The following is an 18,805-nucleotide window of genomic DNA, read 5'->3' as shown; positions in this document are numbered from 1 at the left end:
ACCCAGATAGGTTATCGGCCCACGGACACCGTTCCACGGGCCTAGTCTGGGCGGATGGCGTTGGTACTGGGTCCGATCCTTCGGCACGTCGACGAGACATCCGCGCTGGTCTGGGTCCAGACGGACGGACCCGCGGAGGTGGAGGTCCTCGGCAGCCGCTCGCACACCTTCGAGGTCGTCGGAAATCACTACGCGCTCGTCGAGGTCACCGGTCTGACGCCGGACACCACGACTGAATACGAGGTGTTCGTCGACGGTTCTCGGGAATGGCCACTGCCGGATTCCGACTTTCCGCCCAGCATCATTCGGACGCGCGGACCCGAAAGCGCCCGCCATCACCGGCTCGTCTTCGGGTCGTGCCGCTACCCCAAGGCGGAGGACCCGAAGGTCGACGAAAAACTCGGACTCGACGCACTGGACTGTTATGCGGTCCGCATGCGCCACCTGCCCGTCGACGAATGGCCCGACACCCTCATCCTCCTCGGCGATCAGGTCTACGCCGACGAACTGACGCCGCAGGTCAAGGAGAAGCTCGAGTCGACCAGGACCTCGACCGCCGGTCCGTCTGACGAGGTGGTGAGCTTCCAGGAGTACGAGGGTCTCTACCGGCACACCTGGGGCGACCCGGAGATACGCTGGATCCTGTCCACCGTCCCGACCGCGATGATCTTCGACGACCACGACATCCGCGACGACTGGAACACCTCGGACACCTGGCGCCGGCAGATGGACGACCAACCCTGGTGGCGTGACCGGATACGCGCCGGACTCGCGTCGTACTGGGTGTATCAGCACCTCGGTAACCTGTCCCCCGCGGAACTGGACGCCTCCGACGGCTACCGCCAGGTGAGGGAGATCGCCGGGGACTGCTGGCCGCATCTGGTCGATCTCGCCGACCGCGCCGATTCCGAAACCGACGGCGTCAAAGGGATCCGGTTCAGCTTCCGGTGGGATCTCGGCGCGACGCGACTGACGATGATCGATTCACGTAACGGCCGCATTCTCGCCGGTGGCGTCCGGAAGATGTTGAGTGACACCGAGTTCGATTGGATCGAAGACCAGGTCAACGACGACGTCGAGTCGGTGGACCACCTGGTGCTCGGGTCGTCGTTGCCGTGGCTGCTCCCGCCCGTCCTCAGCGACGTCGAGACGCTCAACGAGATCGGGGCCCGCCACGACGGCCGGGTCGGACAGCTGGCCGAGAAGATCCGGCAGGGTGCCGACCTGGAGCACTGGCCCGCCTTCTTCGATTCCTTCACCCGGCTGAGTCGGATGATCAGTGGGGTCGCCGGCCTCGGCAACAGCGATCGAACCCTCGGTCCGGCGACCATCAGTGTCCTGTCGGGCGACGTCCACCACAGTTATGCCGCGCGAGCGGATTTCGCCGAAACCACCGGTGCGGTGGTCTATCAGTTGGTGTGCTCACCGGTGCACAACGCCATACCGCCGTACATGAAGGGCGTGTTCCGGCTCGGCTGGTCGCCGCGTCTTGCCAAGATCGTCCGACGCTGGGCCGGTTCCCGCGGAGCGCCGCAACTCCCCGTCACGTGGCACAACGCGCTCGGCCCCCTGTTCGGTAACACCATCGCCTCCCTGATCGTCGACGGACGGGACGCGCGGGTCACGTTCGAACAGCCCGACCTGGACGGCAAGCTGCACGTCGCAGCCGACATGTCGCTGACGGACGAATCCGTCGACCGCGTGGGGACATAGCGTCGTCGTCTGCTACGAAATGCGCTCAGTCCAGGCAGAATTCGTTGCCCTCGGGATCACGCATGACGATGTGCCCGGCACCGAGAGGCGGTTCCGGCTCAACTCGTCGAACGCGAGTTGCACCCAGGACCACGAGGCGGGCCGACTCCGCCTCGAGCGCGGCGAGGCGGTCGTCACCGGTCAGGCCGGATGCGGCCCGGACGTCGAGGTGTACCCGGTTCTTGGCTGTCTTGCCTTCCGGCACGCGCTGGAAGAAGATCCGTGGACCGCGACCGTCGGGGTCGGTGACCGCAGACGCGTCGTTCCTGCGTTCCGGCGGGACACCCATCGCATCGAGCGCGGCGTCCCAGCTGTCGAACCCCGTGGGCGGCGCCTGGATCCGGTACCCGAGCACCTCGGCCCAGAACGCCGCAAGGGCCGCGGGAGCAGCACAGTCGAATGTCACCTGCATCTCTCTGGTCATATCTCCACTGTGGCCTACATCGAGGACAGCCACGGTCCTCATCGCAAGGAAGCCCAGGCGTGGATCAGCGAAGCCGCTCGCCGTACACCCGCTTGACCGACATCACCATCAACACGCGCCGATCCGACACCATCACGCTGCGGTACTCATCCCAGTCCGGGTGCTGGCCGGCGGCCTTCCGGTAGTAGTCGACCAGTGCCTCCACCTCGGGGCCGTGGGGATCGGCGCCCGGCCCGATCAGCGTGACATCGCCCTCTGCGGTCGCCCAGGTGTAACGGTCGGGTCCGGTGACCTCGAGCGCCGCGCGCGGATCGCGGCGGAGGTTGACCGTCTTGGCCCGTCCCTCGGTCATCGACACGTAGATCGTGTCCGCGTCGCGGTCGTAGAACGGGGTCACCGGCGAAAGCTGCGGCAGGCCGGAGGACTTGATGGTGGCGAGAACACCGAGACGTGATTCGGCGAGAAGGTCGCGCGGGTCGTACTCAGAGGTGGTCATGGTCTGGGCAACTGCCCTCGGTCGGCGACTATTCCGGCGCGACGGACGCACCGGACCCGGCGCGGAACCCGGACATCGGACCACGAGGGCCTATACCTTCATACGGTGTTCACGATCGGAATAGTGGCGGCATCGCTTGCCGCGGTGGCCTATGGACTGTCGACGGTCCTTCGCGCACTCGGCGCCCGGAACGCCGCCGGACCCGACGCCGCCGGTGTCACGGCCAAGGGCGGGCCGTCGTTGCGTTCGACGCTCGACACCTTCCGCGACCCGGCCTTCCTCGTCGGCACCCTCATGGTGGTCCTCGGTTTCGCCGGTGGCGCCGTCGCCGCACGCTGCTCCCGCTCTTCCTCGCACAGACGATTGTCGCCGGGAACCTGATCGTCACCGCGCTTCTCGGCAGCGTCCTGCTCGGGACCAAGCTGCGTGGCCGGGACCTGGCCGCGATGGGCATCGTCGTCGCTTCACTCTGCATGCTCGGCGCGTCGGCGTCGCATGAGGCCGCGACCGCCCACGACATGGCCTTCCACTGGGCTCTGTTCATCGTGTCGACGGTGGTCGCGGTCGTGGGCCTGATCGTCGTGCACCTCCTCGGAAGGCGCGGCGCGATCCTCGCGGGGGCGCTCGCCGGCGCGATGTACGGCGCCCTCGCGGTGGCGGTGCGCGTCCTCGACGGCGTGCACCCATTCGACCCCGCGGCGCTGCTGACCGATCCGGCGGCCTGGACCATCGCCCTCGCCGGTGCCCTTGCGTTCTACGTGCAGACGGTCGCGCTCCAGCTCGGTCCGGTCAACGCCGTCACCGCCGTTCTGGTGGTGGGCGAGGTCGGCATTCCGTCGGTGATCGGTGTGCTGTTCCTCGGTGACCGCGCCGTCGACGGACTCGGGTGGCTCGCCTACGTCGGTTTCGTCGGTGCGATCGCGGGCGCCTTCGCGGTCGCGTGGCTCACCTCCCAACCCGACGGCAACGACGCGCAGCGCGGAGTTGCCGCAGGTTCGACCTCCTGACATTGCAACATTCTTCTCTATTTGTGTCTTTGGCCGTAGGATCGGCGACATGGACGTGCGCGAGATCCTGACCACCATTCCCACCGACACCGCCGAGGCACTCGAGCTGTTCGACTCCTGCGACGCGATCGACCCGGAGTTCATGATCGGCACCTGGCGTGGCGCGGAGCTGCCGACGGGCCATCCCCTCGACGGCTTCCTCGCCGCCAGCGGATGGTGGGGCAAGCAGTTCGTCGACGCCGAGACCGTCCACCCGCTGCTCTTCCCCACCCGCGACCACACCGCGCTCTGGGCGATGAACCCGGCGATCGCCTTCAGCGGGCTCTCCGTCGCGGAGAAGACTCCTCAGGTCAAGGCCATGTCGTTCGCGACACCGATCGCTGCCACCCGACTGCTGAGCCAGACCCGCAAGGCGCGCGCACGGCTGCGCACCACTCGCTATCGCGGCACCGACAACGCAACCATGGTCTACGACCAGTTGCCGATCAACGATGTCTTCCACCGCATCTCCGACGACGCGGTGATCGGCGCCATGGATCTCAAGGGTTCGCCGGCACCATACTTCTTCGCACTTCGACGCGACGATTCGTTGCGGTTGATCTGAACACTCAGAGATCGGCGAGCGCCGCTCTCAGCGTGTTCGCCTCGGAGACCGCGTCGCGGAGTGCGAGCTTGGCCTCCGATCGGCCCTGCTCGGCGGTCGACAATCGCTGACGCGCGAAGCGCAGTGAGTCCTCGACGCGGGACAACTGCTCGCGGAGTTCCCGTGCCCGAGAGACGAGTTCGTCGACCTCCGCGGACGCCTCGTCCACCGCGGAGGACGCGTCGCCGAGACCTTCGCGCGCGGACTGCTCGTCGTCCTCGGCCCGGGCGATCCGGGCCTCGAGTTCACGCCTGGTCTGGTCGTCCTCATCTGTACTCCCGGCCTCGTCGGCCGACTCCTCGCCGACATCCTCCGGGCCGGCACCGCGACCATGCCCGGCAGCGCGCTTCGACTCGGCCGGCGGGTCGGGAACGACGAAGACCCCTGCGGGGCCGAAACCGCTGTACTCCGCAGAGGTGACGAGGCGTCCGCGTCGGAGATCGTCCAGGATCTCGGCGTCGGCGATCGCGGCGCGCAGCGTCGTCGCGACCTCGCGAACCGCGCTGTCGGACAGCTGCACTCCGAGCGAGGAGGCGGTGCCGGCCACGCCGTCGGCGGAGTCGTTGATCAACTCCTGGCGCCGACGGGACAGTTCGCGCATCGTGTCGACCGCCGAACGCCGTTGCGCCGCAGACAGGTCCGCGGCCAGCGAGGTGACCTGGTCGCAGTCGTCGGGATTCGCGCGCACCCACTGGTTGATCGCCCAGGCGGCCTGCGTCGGCCTGCGCAACTTCGAGATGTCCTTGGCCAGAGAGGTTTCGCCATCGGCCTTGACCTCCTTGGCGATCTCGTTTCGTCGCTTCACGAACAGGTCCGGCGTCAGGCCGTAGAGTTCGTCGACGGTTTCGTCGTACCGGGACATCACATCACCCGCGACCGGCAGGATGTCGCTTCCACATGAGCCGATCGTACGTCTCCGACTGCCCGTCATCCGACACATCACGGCGGCCTAAACTTGAACAGTTCCAGAAATGGGTGCATACTCGTCCACATGCTCACCGACGACGACTGCGCCACCCGGCTGCGCTCGGCTCGACTCCGCGTCACCCGCCCGCGGGTCGCGGTCATGCGTGCGGTGCATGCACACCCCCATGCCGACACCGACACCGTGCTCGGCTCCACGAGAGCCGAACTCGCCGACGTCTCCCAGCAGACCGTCTATGACGTGTTGGCCGCGTTGACATCTGCCGGTCTCATCCGGCGGATCCAGCCGTCGGGGCACGTGGCTCGCTACGAGTCCCGGATCGGCGACAACCACCACCACGTGGTCTGCCGCTCGTGCGGTGCGATCGGGGACGTCGACTGTGCCGTCGGCGCAGCTCCGTGCCTGACCGCGTCCAACGACCAGGGCTTCGTCATCGACGAGGCCGAGGTCGTCTACTGGGGCCTCTGTCCCGACTGCCAGGCCTGAACCACCGAAGATCCGACCACACCTGACCGCCCGGTCCACATCTGTGGACCGGGCGGGATCAAGGCTGCGCCCAGCCACCATCACCATTTCCCGAAAGGAATGACATGGCGCAAGAACACCCGCCGATCGCCGAGGCCAACACGCAACCGCCCGCCGGCGGTTGCCCGGTCATGCACGGCCAGGCCAAGCAGCCCACCGAGGGCGGCGGAAACCGTGACTGGTGGCCGAACCAGTTGAATCTCAAGATACTGCAGCACAATCCGGATGTCGTGAACCCGCTCGACGCCGACTTCGACTACGACGAGGCCCTCAAGGGCCTCGATGTCGAGGCCCTCAAGGCAGACCTGATCGCCCTGATGACCGATTCGCAGGACTGGTGGCCCGCGGACTTCGGCCACTACGGCGGCCTGATGGTGCGCATGTCGTGGCACGCGGCGGGCACCTACCGCGTCCGGGACGGACGCGGTGGCGCCGGGGCCGGTATGCAGCGCTTCGCGCCGCTCAACAGCTGGCCGGACAATGCCAACCTCGACAAGGCGCGTCGTCTGCTGTGGCCGATCAAGAAGAAGTACGGCCAGGCCGTCTCGTGGGCCGACCTGCTGGTCTTCGCCGGGAACGTCGCACTCGAGTCGATGGGATTCGAGACCGCGGGCTTCGCCTTCGGCCGCGTCGACGAGTGGGAACCCGATGACGTCTACTGGGGTCCCGAACTCGAATGGCTGGCCGATCAGCGGTACTCCGGTGACCGCGAACTCGAGAAGCCGCTGGCCGCTGTGCAGATGGGTCTCATCTACGTCAATCCCGAAGGACCCGAAGGCAATCCAGACGTCCTGGGATCGGCCGCCGACATCCGGGACACCTTCGCCCGGATGGCGATGAACGACGTCGAGACCGCGGCACTCATCGTCGGCGGTCACACTTTCGGCAAGACGCACGGCGCCGGGGATGCGAGCCAGGTCGGTCCCGAGCCGGAGGCCGCCGCACTCGAGGACGCCGGTCTCGGCTGGCGGAGCTCGCACGGCGAGGGCAACGGTGCCGACACCATCACGAGTGGTCTCGAGGTGACCTGGAACCCGACCCCGACCCAGTGGGACAACGCCTTCCTGGAGACCCTCTACGGCTACGAGTGGGAGCTGTACAAGAGCCCGGCGGGCGCCAACCAGTGGCGTCCCAAGGACGGCGCCGGCGTGGGCACCGTGCCGATGGCCTTCGGTGACGGCAAGACCCACCCGTCGATGCTGACCAGCGACCTCGCACTCCGTTATGACCCCGAGTACGGGAAGATCACCCGCCGCTGGCTGGATCACCCGGAGGAGCTGGCCGAGGAGTTCGCCAAGGCCTGGTTCAAGCTGCTCCACCGCGACATGGGACCCGCGATCCGCTACCGCGGACCGCTGGTTCCCGACGTCACCTACGACTGGCAGGACAACGTGCCGGTGCACGAGGGACCGCTCGTCTCCGAGGCAGACATCGCCGCACTGAAGGTTGCGCTACTCGGGTCGGGCCTGTCGGTCTCGCAGCTGGTGAAGACCGCATGGGCGGCCGCATCGTCGTTCCGCGGCAGCGACTTCCGCGGCGGCGCCAACGGAGGTCGCCTCCGTCTGCAACCGCAGGCGAGCTGGGAGGCCAACGAGCCCACCGAACTCGCCGACATCGTCGCGACGCTGGAGGGCATCGCCGAGTCGTTCACCGGTGAGGCGGGCGCGAAGATCTCCTTCGCCGACCTCGTCGTCCTCGGTGGCGTCGCCGCCATCGAGAAGGCAGCTCGCGATGCGGGAGTCGACGTCACCGTGCCGTTCACGCCGGGCCGCACCGACGTGGCGCAGGACGACATCGACGTCGACTCGTTCGCATACCTCGAGCCCACCGCGGACGGTTTCCGCAACTACCTCGGCAGTGACAACGGCAAGCGGGGTGCCTCACAGCCGGCCGAGTTCACGCTGCTCGACCGGGCGAATCTGCTCACCGTGAGCGCGCCGGAGATGACCGCCCTCATCGGCGGCCTGCGCGTGCTCGGTGCCAATTACCAGAACTCGGCACTCGGTGTGCTCACCGACAAGCCGGGCGTGCTGACGAACGACTACTTCGTCAACCTGCTCGACATGTCCACCAAGTGGTCGAAGACCGACGACGAGAACGTCTTCGTCGGCACCGACCGCGCAACCGGTGAACAGACCTGGACCGGCAGCCGCGTCGACCTGGCGTTCAGCTCGAACTCGCAGCTGCGCGCCCTGGCCGAGGTGTACGCCTCCGACGACGCCGAGGAGAAGTTCGTCAAGGACTTCGTCGCGGCGTGGGACAAGGTCATGAACCTGGACCGGTTCGACGTCTGAGCCGATCCGTCGGTCAGCTGACTCGCTGATCGCCTCTCACACGACGATGCGGTGTTATCCGACCCGGGTGTCACCGCATCGTCGTCTCCGAGGAACGCAGTCGTTCCGCCCGGCACGATCGCGAATTCGGAACTATGCTGGCGCTTTCCTCGAGGTGGCGGATGACCGTCGTGACAGAAGGAGATCGCGATGTCCGGCGAGCACAAATCCCTGGGGCACATCCGACTGACCTCGCACAGCGGCGGAGTCGACGCCCCGCCCATCCACTGGGGGGCACCCACCGCGGCCGAGCGCGGGCCGGTCATCGGGACGACCGGAGTTCGCGCTCACCGCAACGTGATCGGCACCCACAGCGGGTCGTACAGCGTCTACCGTGCGCTGGCGGTGGCCGCCGGTGCGCTGGCCCGCGACCATCGCGCGGATCTGACCAACACCTCCCCGACCGACCACATCGGACCGTATCCGCAATGGGGAGATCCGAAGGCGATCGTCTCGCTCGATCCCTGGGGAGCGACGGTCGCCGAGAGCTTCCCCGACAAGATCGCCGCCGGCTACGACATCCGACCGACCATCGCGGTCACCAAGGCGCACGTCATCCTCCCCGAGATCGCCGAGGCCATCGAGAAGGGGCGGCTCGTCCCCGACGGCAAGCTGCTGCTCCCGAGCGGCGCCGCCCTGGTCACCAAGGCCGCGGTCGAGCCGGTGTGGCATCTGCCCGGTGTCGCCGAGCGCTTCGGCTGTTCCGAGGCCGAGCTGCGGCGGGTGCTGTTCGAGGAAACCGGGGGCATGTATCCCGAACTCGTCACGCGATCGGACCTGGAGGTCTTCCTGCCACCCATCGGCGGCCAGACCGTCTACGTCTTCGGCGATGCCCGTGATCTCGCCGATCCAACGGTCGAGCTGACCGCCCGCGTCCACGACGAGTGCAACGGCTCGGACGTGTTCGGATCGGACATCTGCACCTGTCGCCCGTACCTCACGCACGCGATCGAGGAGTGCATCCGCGGCACCCAGCGCGGAGGCGTGGGCCTGGTCGCCTACTCCCGCAAGGAAGGGCGCGCACTGGGCGAGGTGACGAAGTTCCTCGTCTACAACGCCCGCAAGCGACAGGAAGGCGGCGACACCGCCGACCAGTACTTCGCCCGCACGGAATGTGTTGCCGGAGTTCAGGACATGCGCTTCCAGGAACTCATGCCCGATGTGCTGCACTGGTTCGGGATCACCAAGATCCACCGGCTCGTCTCGATGAGCAACATGAAGTACGACGCGATCACCGGCTCGGGCATCGAGGTCGGCGAGCGGGTCAACATCCCCGATGAGCTGGTCCCGGCCGATGCCCGGGTGGAGATCGACGCCAAGATGGCCGCCGGCTACTTCACCCCGGGACCCGTGCCCGACGCCGAGGCGTTGCGAAAGGTCAAGGGCCGGGGGCTCGAGTGAGCGGCACCGTGCGGAACGGCACCGCCGACCGGTCCGCGAGGACACCCGACAATGACGTCGCCGCGGCCGCGCTGCTGCGAACGAGCACCGCGGTTCGCGAGCGTTCGCGCCGGCTCCTCGAGCGTGCCCGCGACGGCCGGTCCCCCTGGTTCACGGTTCACGACGATGCCCTCGGTGTCGCTGCGGACATCGTCGTCGAGACGACCCGCGGTCGCTATCCCGACGGCACGATCCCATTCCACAGTCGCTGGCGCCATTTCGAGGCCGGCGGCGTCGACCGGCTCGGAGCGCTTCGTGACGCACTACCGTCGACGAACTCCCCCGACCACACCCGTGCACTCATCGACGTCGTCCTGGTCAGCGTGCTCCTGGACGCCGGGGCCGGTCCCGAGTGGTCCTATCGTGAGGAGTCGAGCGGCCTGGTCCTGACCCGCTCGGAAGGACTCGGCGTCGCCAGCTGGCAGGCGTTCACCGCCGGGTTGTTCTCCGACGATGCGGCGCAACCCCTCCGCGTCGACGCGGCCGGCCTCCGTGCGGTGACGATCGAGAGTTTGGGCGGCGCCTTCCAGGTCTCCCCCACCAATCCGCTCACCGGATTGGCGGGTCGCGTCGAACTGTTGCGTCGGCTGGGCGACGTCCTCGCCGATGAGCCGACGGTGTTCGGCCCCGACGGCCGGCCCGGACGGCTGTTCGATCACCTGACCGCGGACGGTCGCGGAACGGTGACCGCTGCCGAGATCCTCGGCGCCGTGCTGACTCACCTCGGCCCGATCTGGCCGTCGGACAACAGGATCGGGTCCGTGCCGCTGGGCGATTGCTGGCCTCACCGCGCAGTGACCGGACCGGGTCTCACCGCCGGGTGGATCCCGTTCCACAAGCTGTCCCAGTGGCTGACCTACTCGCTGCTGGAACCGTTCCTCTGGTCCGGCGTCGAGGTCACCGGCCTCGACGAGCTGACGGGTCTCCCCGAGTACCGCAACGGTGGACTCTTCCTCGACACCGGCGTGCTCACACTTCGGGACGAGGACTGGGCCGACGTCGAATGGGAGGTCGGCGACCAGATCGTCATCGAATGGCGTGCCCTCACCGTCGCCCTGCTCGACGAGATCGCCGGACTCGTCCGCGAACGGCTCGGGACCGACGCGGCGACGATGCCGCTGGCCTGCATCCTCGAGGGCGGAACCTGGGCGGCCGGCCGGGTCCTGGCCACCCGCCTGCGGAACGGGCTGCCGCCCTTGTCGATCCGCAGCACCGGAACCGTCTTCTGAGAACCACGATAGGGGAACCCATGGGCACCGTCGCCGTCATCGACCATCCACTGGTGCAGCACAAGCTCACCCTGATGCGCCGGAAAGACACGTCCACCAACGACTTCCGGCGCCTGCTGAACGAGATCTCCACCCTCATGGCCTACGACGTGCTGCGGGACATCCCCATGCACGAGATCACCATCGACACACCGCTGGAGACCACCACGGCGAGCGTGATCGACGGCAAGAAGCTGGTGTTCGCGGCGGTCCTGCGTGCCGGCGCCGGGATCGCCGACGGCATGCTCACCGTCGTGCCGGGCGCGCGGGTCGGCCACATCGGCCTCTATCGCGACCCCAAGACGATGGTCGTGGTCGAGTACTACTTCAAGATGCCGCCGGATTTGGACGAGCGCGATGTAGTGATCGTCGATCCCCTTCTCGCGACCGGCTTTTCGGCGGTCGCGGCGATCGACCGGATCAAGGAGTACGCGCCGCGATCGATCAAGTTCATGTGCCTCGTCGCCTGTCCGGAAGGCATCGACGTCCTGCACCGGGCACATCCCGAGGTTCCCGTCTACACCGCCGGGATCGACCGCGAACTCGACGCCGACGGATTCATCCGACCCGGCCTCGGGGATGTGGGTGATCGGGTCTTCGGGACGGCGTGAGCGCACGCCGGTCAGGAGACCTGCCACGCCACCGCGGCACCGATCGCGCCGGTGGCGTTGAGGGCCCAGTGCAAGGCGATGGGGGCGAGGAGACTCGTGGTGCGCTGCCGTAGCCAACCGAGAACGAAGCCCGCGAGGCCGGTCGCGACAACCGCACCAGCGATCCCGGCGACCTGCGCGACGGTGCCCGACCCGAGGGTGTCGCTGAGTCCTTCGTTTCCTTCGGTGAGTCCCGTCGAGGACAGGATGTGCCACAGTCCGAAGGCGACGGCGCCGTAGACAAGGGTCCCGGTCGGACCGCACAACCGGCCGAGGGTTCCCTGCAGGACGCCGCGGAACATCAGTTCCTCGGGGATGGCGGTCTGTAGCGGGATGACGACGAACGCGGCCAGCAACGCCTCGGATGTGTCGTCGTAGCGGTCCGAGAGGAAGAAGTCACGGGTCGCCGGGATCGCGACGGCGGTCGACACGATCGCCGCCACGACGATCACCGAGGCGACGGCGAACGGGACACCCGCGCGCAGTTCGGCGCGGCTCAGTCCCAGTTCGCGCCAGTCGAGTCCGCCGAGCCGCGCTATGAGCAGCAAGAGGATCGCCGCCACCGGGATGATCAGCACCGCGAACACGCCACTCGAGCGGTGAGCCGCGACGTTGACCGCGATCAGGGCCGCGACGATCACGACGAGCAGAGCCACGTCGTGGCGTCGGGACGGTGCGGTCATCCGTCGAGTGTCGCGCAGTACCGCGGCCCGTGGCGCCGATCGACGCCCGGTGGCCCAGAATGGTGCCGTGCCCGACACCGTCCGCGTTCCCGAACGTCTCGAACGACATCAGGTCGCGCTGTATCTCCTCGCGATCGGCGTGGGCCTGACGTTCGGGCTGACGGTGCCGTCGGCGGCCGAGTCGATGGACGTGGCGGTCACCCCGTTGCTGGCCGCTCTCCTCTTCGCCACCTTCCTCCAGGTCAGGGCGACAGATCTCGTTGCCTCGCTGCGCGACCGAAGGTTTCTGGCGGTGGTGCTGGCGGTGAACTTCGTTCTCGTGCCGCTCGTGGTCTGGGCGTTGTCTCCCCTTCTACCGGCTGATGACGCCATCCGGATTGGTGCGCTGCTGGTGCTGTTGTGTCCGTGCGTCGACTACGTCGTCGTCTTCGCCGGTCTCGCCGGGGGTGACCGGCAGCGCCTGCTCGCGGCGACGCCGCTGCTGTTGCTCGCCCAGATGCTCATCGTCCCGGTGTATCTGACACTCCTGCTCGGCGAGGACCGGGCAGCGCTCGATCCGGAGCCGTTCCTGTGGGCATTCGCGGTTCTCATCGCCCTCCCCCTGGTCTTGGCCTGGCTCTCGCAGGCATGGGCCGTCCGGAGCGATGTCGGGCGTCGTACCGGCGACGCGGTGTCGGTGACGATGGTCCCGCTGATGATGGCGGTGCTTGTCACCGCTGTCGGATCGCAGGTCCCGCGGATCGATTCCCGTTTCGACGACATCGCCGGCGTCATCCCGGTCTACGTCCTGTTCCTGATCCTCATGGCGATCGTCGGGCTCGGCGTCGCCCGCGCCCTTCACCTCTCACCGGCGTCCGGGACAGCCGTCGTGTTCTCTGGCGCGACCCGCAATTCGCTCGTGGTGCTCCCGCTGGCACTGGCGCTTCCGGTCGGCGCCGAGCTGGCCGCGGCGACGGTGATCACCCAGACGCTCGTCGAGCTGATCGGGATGGTGCTCCTCGTGTGGGCGTTCAGCCGTGCGGCACGTCGGGGCGCTCTCAGACCACTCCGGCGTCGTGCATGAGGATCGCGACCTGGACGCGGTTCGAGGCGTCGAGCTTGGTGAAGATGTGCGAGATGTGCGCCTTGACCGTCGCGAGGCTCATGTAGAGCCGGTCGGCGATCTCCGCGTTCGACGCCCCCCGCGCGAGTTCGACGGCGACGTCGTGCTCCCGGGCGGTGAGCGACTCGATACGGGTTGTGGCAGAGAATGATCGGGCTCCCCCGCCGTCAACAACCTGCTTGATCAACGCGGCGGTGACCGAGGGACTCAGCGCGGGTTGCCCGGCGAGCACGTTGTGGATGGCTGCGACGATCTGGTCGGGCGCGGTGTCCTTGAGGAGAAAGCCGTCGGCGCCCATGGCGAGCGCGCGTACCACGAAGTCGTCGGCGTCGAAGGTGGTCAGCACGATCACCGCCGGCGGCGCCGGCAGTGCCTTGAATCGTCCGGTGGCCTCGATGCCGTCGAGAACCGGCATGCGCAGGTCCATCAGGATCAGGTCGACCGGATCGTCGCGATGGCTGTCGAGGGCTTCCTGCCCGTTGCCTGCTTCGGCGACGATGTCGAGCTCGGCGTCGCCCCCGAGGAGGAGCCGGAGTCCCGATCGGACGAGCGGGTCGTCGTCGACGATCATGATGCGTGCGGTCATGACTGCCACGGTAGCCAGACGTGCAGCAAGAATCTCTTGTCGTCGCTGACGGTCGCCGACTGCCGCCCACCGTGCAGGCCGACGCGCTCGGCGAGTCCGACCAGGCCGTAACCCGGGGCGGGTGAGGCGGCTCCGGCCGTCAGCGGCAACGGGTTCTCGACGAGGAGGTCGACGCCGTGGTCGGGGCCACCGCGGATGTGCATCGTGACCGGCGCGCTCGGCGAGTGTCGGCGGGCGTTGGTCAGGGCCTCCTGCACACAGCGGTAGAGCGTGCGGGCGATCGCCGGAGACAGTGCGGCGACATCGATCTCACACCTGGCGTCGACCCGCATCCCCAGCCGCTGTGCCTCGTCGACGAGCGCCATCAGGTCGGGTGCGTTCTGCGGTTCTTCCGGCGCGGCGTCGCCCGGGCCCTCCCGTAGTACTCCGAGCACTTCGCGCAACTCGGTGAGCGCGAGGTGTGAGGTCTCCTGGATCGTGCGTGCCGTCTCGCGCACCTGCTCACCGGTCAGGTCCGTCCGGTAGGCCAGTGCCCCGGCCGACATGCTCATCGCCGAGATCCGGTGGGCGAGAATGTCGTGCATCTCGCGCGCGATCCGCGCACGCTCCAACGATCGGGCCTGCTGCACCTTGGCCTGTTGCTCGGCTTCCGACGCGAGAGCCCTGGCCCGCCAGCTCGCGAGGAGTTCGCGTCGCGAGCCGATGTACATACCCCAGGACACCATCGCCGCGGTGATGGCGACGACGACGGCGAACACCACGATCGCCGGGTCGTTCTGCTCGGCGGGGGTCGAGAAGAACTGCGACGCGACCACATTCGCGACCACGCACAGGAGCGTCAGCGGGATGATCTCGACCCACCGCCGGCGGGTCGCCATCGACACCAACGAGAGGGTCGCCGGTCCGAGCGACGTCGTCGACACGATCCCCGCGAGGTTGGTGAACACGGTCACCGCAACGGGATACCGACGCCGCCACCAGACCGCCGTGTACGACGCCACGCCGAGTGCGAGGTCGGCGAAAAACCACCAGCGCACCTCGTTCCACAGGTATCCGGCGCGGGTGCTGAACACGGCCGCGGACACCAGCAGCATCAGCGCGAGTCGCCACGCGTGACCGGCCCAGGTGAGCGGGGGTTGGTACTGCTCGGGTTTCACATCCGTTCACGCTAGTCGGACAGTTCCGGCGCGACCTCCGACCATCGGATACGACACGTCTACGACTTTCGGCTGATGTAGCTGTGGACCGGTGACCGATGCGGGTGATCACCTGCGCCGACGACCATGAGACCCATGATCACAGTGCAGAACCTCACGAAAAGGTATGGCGACCACGTAGCGGTCGACGACGTGTCCTTCACCTGCCGACCGGGACAGGTCACCGGCTTCCTCGGCCCGAACGGCGCCGGCAAGTCGACGACCATGCGCATCATCGCCGGGCTCACCCCGGCGACCTCCGGGGTCGCGCACCTCTACGGCGTCGACTACCGGACCATCCCGAACCCGGCCACGCAGGTCGGCGTCCTGCTCGACGCGTCGGCACAGCATGCCGGACGGACCGGCGCCGAGATCCTCCGCCTCGCCGCGATGACGATGGGCATCAACCGGGACCGCGTCGACGAGATGCTCGAGATGGTCAGCCTCACGCCGGAGGAGGCGGGCCGTCGGGTCCGCAACTACTCCCTGGGCATGCGCCAGAGGCTCGGTATCGCAGCGGCCCTGCTCGGCGATCCCAAGGTCCTGATCCTCGACGAACCGGCCAACGGGCTCGACCCGGCCGGAATCCACTGGATGCGAACCCTGTTGCGCGACTACGCCGATCGAGGTGGCACGGTTCTGCTGTCCTCGCATCTGCTCCACGAGATCGAGATCATCGCCGACGACATCGTCGTCATCGGCAACGGCCGGATCGTCGCGCAGGGCACCAAGGCCGAACTGCTCGCCGGCGCGGGGTCGCGTGTCCACTCACTCGACGACGAAGCGCTGTTGCGAGCACTGACCGCGGCCCAGATCATCGCCCGCCCCCATGCATCCGGAGGACTCGACGTGGACGCCGAGCCCGTGGAGGTCGGCCGCGCCGCGGCTGCGGTCGGCGTCGTCCTCACCGAGTTGCGTCCCGCCGACGGTGCACAACTCGAAGCCATGTTCTTGCAGCTGACCTCCGATACGCAGCGCGAGCAGCCCACCCTCGAAGGAGCCCTCCGATGACCATCGCCGACTTCAGCACACCGCTCGCACCGACGGCGGGTATCGACGTCACGCGCCCAGGAATCCCGTTCGCGCGCCTGGTGCGGGTCGAACTCCGCAAGCTCGTCGACACCCGGGCCGGCTTCTGGCTGACCGCGTCGATCGGCGTCCTCGCGGCGATCGTCATGGTCGCGATGCTCATCGCCAACCGGAACAACCCCGAGAACCTCAACCTCGGAGAGTTCTTCGGGATGATGAACATTCCCACCGCGATCATCCTGCCGATCCTGGCGATCCTCCTGGTCACCGGCGAGTGGAGCCAACGCACCGCGCTCACGACTTTCACACTCGAACCCCGACGGGAAAGGATCATCGGCGCGAAACTGGTCGCGTCGCTGATCACCGCGGTGGCCGCGGTCGCGGTGGCGCTGGTCCTCGGGATCGTCGGGAACGGTATCGCCGCCATCGCCTTCGCCGACCCGGCCGGGTCCTGGGGGCTCAGCATGGCCGGCTTCGTCAATTCCTTTGCGATCCAGGCGTTCGGGCTGCTGCTCGGTTTCGGTTTCGCAGCGCTGATCCTCAACACCCCGGGAGCCATCGTCGCGTACTTCGCGCTCCCGACCGCCTTGTCGGTGGTCAGCGAACTGGTCCCCTGGTTCAAGAACAACCTCGGCCAGTGGGTCGACACCACCCTGACCAACATGCCCTTCCAGTCCGGCGAATGGGCCACCGGCGGCGAATGGGCCCGACTGCTGGTGTCGGGCCTGATCTGGATCGCTCTGCCCCTCGGCGTCGGAGTGCTGCGGGTCATGCGGTCGGAGGTGAAGTAGGACAACTCGCCCGGATCAGGCACGCAACGACCAACCGCCGGCGGCTCGACGTCGCCGGCGGTAACCGTGCGGGAGCAGTATTGGGCCGAAGTGGGCACAGCCCGTGTCGCGGATGATGATTCGCTGCTAGGTTTGCCAGGTTCTCGAGAAATGAGGAACCCACGTGTCGTCGTCGACCCCCACCAGCGACCCGGTCGCAGAACTCCCGGCCGAACCTCCGGTCGAGGCACCTGCGGACCTCGGCGCGGAGTCGCCGGCAGACGTCGAGAGCGGCGATGCCGCCCGCCCGGCCTGGTGGCGACGCCGCCTCGACCGCTTCTCCTGTGTCGGGCTGGCCGTCGCCCTGGTCTTCCTCTGGCTGTCGATGACACCGTCGCTACTGCCCCGCGGCGCGCTGTTCCAGGGCGTGGTCAGCGGTGCGTCCGCAGCAGTCGGATACGCGCTCGGCGTGTTCTTCTCATGGCTGATCCGCTTCATGATCTCGCGCGACAAGCCCTGGCCGGCCCCGATGCACCGGGTCTGGGCGGCCCTCGGACTCGCCGCGATCGCCGGCACGGTCGTCATGCTCGTGATGTTCCAGCGATGGCAGGACGACATCCGCACGATGATGAGCGTCGACCTGTTGTCCTGGACCGCATACCCGCAGATCGCAATCATCTGTGTGGTGGTGTTCTTCCTGCTCATCCTGATCGGACAGGCATGGGGCGACGGGGTTGTCTGGCTCGTCCGGACGATGAACCGCTTTGCGCCGCCGCGAATCTCCGCGGTCGCGGCGATCGTCGTCGCGATCCTCGTCACCGTCTTCGTGCTCAACGGCGTGGTCGCGAACTACGGTATGAAAGCTCTGAACTCGTCGTTCGCCGCGGTCAACGACGAGACGACCGCCGATTCGAAGCCTCCGACCTCGCCGCTTCGCTCCGGTGGTCCGGGCTCCCTGGTGACCTGGGATTCACTGGGACGTCAAGGACGGATCTTCGTCTCGGTCGGTCCGAGCGTCGAGGAACTCTCCGCGTTCAACGGCGCGCCTGCAATCGAACCCATCCGCGCCTACGTCGGACTCGGCTCGGGCGACGACCTGCGCGCCAACGCGAAACTGGCCGCCGAAGAACTCGAACGCACCGGCGGGCTGCAGCGAAAGGTCGTCGCGGTCGCCTCGACCACCGGCACCGGTTGGATCAATCAGGCCACCGTGGACTCCCTGGAGTACATGTACAACGGCGACACGGCCACGGTCAGCATGCAGTACTCCTACCTTCCCAGTTGGCTCTCCTTCCTCGTTGACAAAGAGCGGGCCCGCCAGGCCGGTCAGGCGCTGTTCGAGGCCGTCTCAGAGCGGGTGCGCGCGATCCCGGAGGTCCAACGGCCCAAGCTCGTGGTCTTCGGCGAGAGTCTCGGTTCGTTCGCCGCCGAGTCGGCCTTCGGCACGATTCCGTCCCTCAACGCCCGGACCGACGGCGCCTTGTTCGTCGGCCCGACGTTCAACAACTCGCTGTGGGTCGACACGACCACCAACCGCGACCCCGGCACGCCCGAGTGGCAACCGACCTATGACGAAGGCCGACAGGTCCGCTTCATCGCCGACGCTCCGGATCTGTACAACGCCAAGGGCGAGTGGGTCCCGGGTCGCGCGGTCTACCTGCAGCATGCCTCCGACCCGATCTCGTGGTGGTCCCCGCGCCTGATCCTGCGCGAGCCCGACTGGCTCAACGAAGCGCGTGGACGGGACGTCCTGCCGGCGATGCACTGGATTCCCTTCGTGACCTTCCTGCAGGTCAGCGCCGACATGGCGGTGTCGACCGGAGTCCCGGACGGTCATGGACACTTCTATCTGGCAGCCATCCCGGCGGCGTGGGCAGAGATCCTGCAGCCACCGGGCTGGACCCCGGAGAAGACCGAGAAGCTCATCCCGCTGCTGAATCGCGACTGAGCGGCACCCGAGGCGGTTCTGCGAACGA

Annotated in this window: 17 protein-coding genes and 1 pseudogene; 12 read left to right on the top strand and 6 right to left on the bottom strand. The window is 67.7% G+C overall.

All coding sequences use genetic code 11. The annotated features are described in order from the left end of the window. Positions 1-54 precede the first annotated feature (54 nt). Positions 55-1,713, top strand: a complete 1,659-nt coding sequence (locus GKZ92_RS10670) for an alkaline phosphatase D family protein (protein WP_006357523.1) — start codon at positions 55-57, stop codon at positions 1,711-1,713. A 25-nt stretch (positions 1,714-1,738) separates the two neighbouring features. Here the strand turns inward: GKZ92_RS10670 and GKZ92_RS10665 are convergent, their stop codons facing one another. Together GKZ92_RS10665 and GKZ92_RS10660 are read right to left on the bottom strand one after the other, a co-directional pair. Continuing rightward, positions 1,739-2,176 carry a VOC family protein gene (locus tag GKZ92_RS10665; protein WP_035752321.1) on the bottom strand — a complete coding sequence of 146 codons (438 nt, stop codon included), beginning with the start codon at positions 2,174-2,176 and terminating at the stop codon, positions 1,739-1,741. 64 nt (positions 2,177-2,240) lie between these two features. Further along, positions 2,241-2,672 carry a PPOX class F420-dependent oxidoreductase gene (locus GKZ92_RS10660; RefSeq protein ID WP_035752319.1) on the bottom strand — a complete coding sequence of 144 codons (432 nt, stop codon included), beginning with the start codon at positions 2,670-2,672 and terminating at the stop codon, positions 2,241-2,243. A 105-nt stretch (positions 2,673-2,777) separates the two neighbouring features. Between GKZ92_RS10660 and GKZ92_RS10655 the strand changes: the two are divergent. Continuing rightward, a pseudogene (locus GKZ92_RS10655) lies at positions 2,778-3,679 on the top strand (hypothetical protein). A gap of 49 nt (positions 3,680-3,728) precedes the next feature. Further along, entirely contained in the window at positions 3,729-4,283 is a 555-nt protein-coding gene (locus GKZ92_RS10650; RefSeq protein WP_035752317.1) for a DUF4334 domain-containing protein, read from the top strand. A gap of 4 nt (positions 4,284-4,287) precedes the next feature. Here the strand turns inward: GKZ92_RS10650 and GKZ92_RS10645 are convergent, their stop codons facing one another. Next, a complete protein-coding gene (locus tag GKZ92_RS10645; protein ID WP_035752315.1) occupies positions 4,288-5,184 on the bottom strand; it encodes a hypothetical protein in 897 nt (298 codons plus the stop codon). Positions 5,185-5,313: 129 nt separating this feature from the next. On the opposite strand from GKZ92_RS10645, the gene GKZ92_RS10640 reads away from it, so the two are divergent. From GKZ92_RS10640 to upp, 5 genes are all read left to right on the top strand, one after another. After that, complete coding sequence (locus tag GKZ92_RS10640) at positions 5,314-5,733, top strand: Fur family transcriptional regulator (protein WP_035752313.1); 420 nt, start codon at positions 5,314-5,316, stop codon at positions 5,731-5,733. Between the two features lie 104 nt (positions 5,734-5,837). Then, positions 5,838-8,066, top strand: coding sequence for a catalase/peroxidase HPI (gene katG, locus GKZ92_RS10635; RefSeq protein ID WP_035752311.1), 2,229 nt, complete (start codon positions 5,838-5,840; stop codon positions 8,064-8,066). 189 nt (positions 8,067-8,255) lie between these two features. After that, positions 8,256-9,506 carry a GTP cyclohydrolase II gene (locus GKZ92_RS10630; protein ID WP_006357515.1) on the top strand — a complete coding sequence of 417 codons (1,251 nt, stop codon included), beginning with the start codon at positions 8,256-8,258 and terminating at the stop codon, positions 9,504-9,506. After that, positions 9,503-10,774 carry a URC4/urg3 family protein gene (locus GKZ92_RS10625; protein WP_006357514.1) on the top strand — a complete coding sequence of 424 codons (1,272 nt, stop codon included), beginning with the start codon at positions 9,503-9,505 and terminating at the stop codon, positions 10,772-10,774. Before GKZ92_RS10630 ends, GKZ92_RS10625 begins: the two co-directional genes overlap by 4 nt. A 20-nt stretch (positions 10,775-10,794) precedes the next feature. Continuing rightward, positions 10,795-11,424: a uracil phosphoribosyltransferase gene (gene upp / locus GKZ92_RS10620; protein WP_035752308.1), complete on the top strand. Its 630-nt coding sequence runs from the start codon at positions 10,795-10,797 to the stop codon at positions 11,422-11,424. 11 nt (positions 11,425-11,435) lie between these two features. On the opposite strand, the gene GKZ92_RS10615 is transcribed toward upp, so the two are convergent. Next, a complete protein-coding gene (locus GKZ92_RS10615) occupies positions 11,436-12,146 on the bottom strand; it encodes a CPBP family intramembrane glutamic endopeptidase (RefSeq protein WP_006360947.1) in 711 nt (236 codons plus the stop codon). 67 nt (positions 12,147-12,213) lie between these two features. Between GKZ92_RS10615 and GKZ92_RS10610 the strand changes: the two genes are divergently transcribed. Beyond that, positions 12,214-13,209 (top strand): arsenic resistance protein, encoded by a 996-nt coding sequence (locus GKZ92_RS10610; protein ID WP_196222041.1) that lies wholly within the window; start codon positions 12,214-12,216, stop codon positions 13,207-13,209. On the opposite strand, the gene GKZ92_RS10605 is transcribed toward GKZ92_RS10610, so the two are convergent. Both GKZ92_RS10605 and GKZ92_RS10600 read right to left on the bottom strand, forming a co-directional pair. Then, the gene (locus GKZ92_RS10605; protein WP_006360945.1) at positions 13,184-13,834 is read right to left on the bottom strand and encodes a response regulator; all 651 of its coding nucleotides are present in this window, start codon (positions 13,832-13,834) and stop codon (positions 13,184-13,186) included. The genes GKZ92_RS10610 and GKZ92_RS10605 overlap by 26 nt on opposite strands. Then, positions 13,831-14,991, bottom strand: coding sequence for a sensor histidine kinase (locus GKZ92_RS10600; RefSeq protein ID WP_155225238.1), 1,161 nt, complete (start codon positions 14,989-14,991; stop codon positions 13,831-13,833). The genes GKZ92_RS10605 and GKZ92_RS10600 overlap by 4 nt, the downstream gene beginning before the upstream one ends. A gap of 135 nt (positions 14,992-15,126) precedes the next feature. Here GKZ92_RS10600 and GKZ92_RS10595 point away from each other — a divergent pair, with 135 nt between their 5' ends. The 3 genes from GKZ92_RS10595 (at position 15,127) to GKZ92_RS10585 (ending at position 18,777) form a co-directional block, all read left to right on the top strand. Next, complete coding sequence (locus GKZ92_RS10595) at positions 15,127-16,041, top strand: ABC transporter ATP-binding protein (protein WP_196222040.1); 915 nt, start codon at positions 15,127-15,129, stop codon at positions 16,039-16,041. Next, the gene (locus tag GKZ92_RS10590) at positions 16,038-16,850 is read left to right on the top strand and encodes an ABC transporter permease (RefSeq protein WP_035752301.1); all 813 of its coding nucleotides are present in this window, start codon (positions 16,038-16,040) and stop codon (positions 16,848-16,850) included. Before GKZ92_RS10595 ends, GKZ92_RS10590 begins: the two co-directional genes overlap by 4 nt. A gap of 163 nt (positions 16,851-17,013) precedes the next feature. Then, positions 17,014-18,777, top strand: coding sequence for an alpha/beta hydrolase (locus GKZ92_RS10585; RefSeq protein WP_155225237.1), 1,764 nt, complete (start codon positions 17,014-17,016; stop codon positions 18,775-18,777). Positions 18,778-18,805 lie beyond the last annotated feature (28 nt).

The sequence above is a fragment of the Gordonia sp. 135 genome (genome assembly GCF_009720185.1).
In the GTDB taxonomy this organism is placed as follows: Bacteria; Actinomycetota; Actinomycetes; order Mycobacteriales; family Mycobacteriaceae; genus Gordonia; species Gordonia alkanivorans.
Note: the sequence above shows the minus strand (reverse complement) of the source record. Positions and strands in the feature narration are given on the sequence as shown.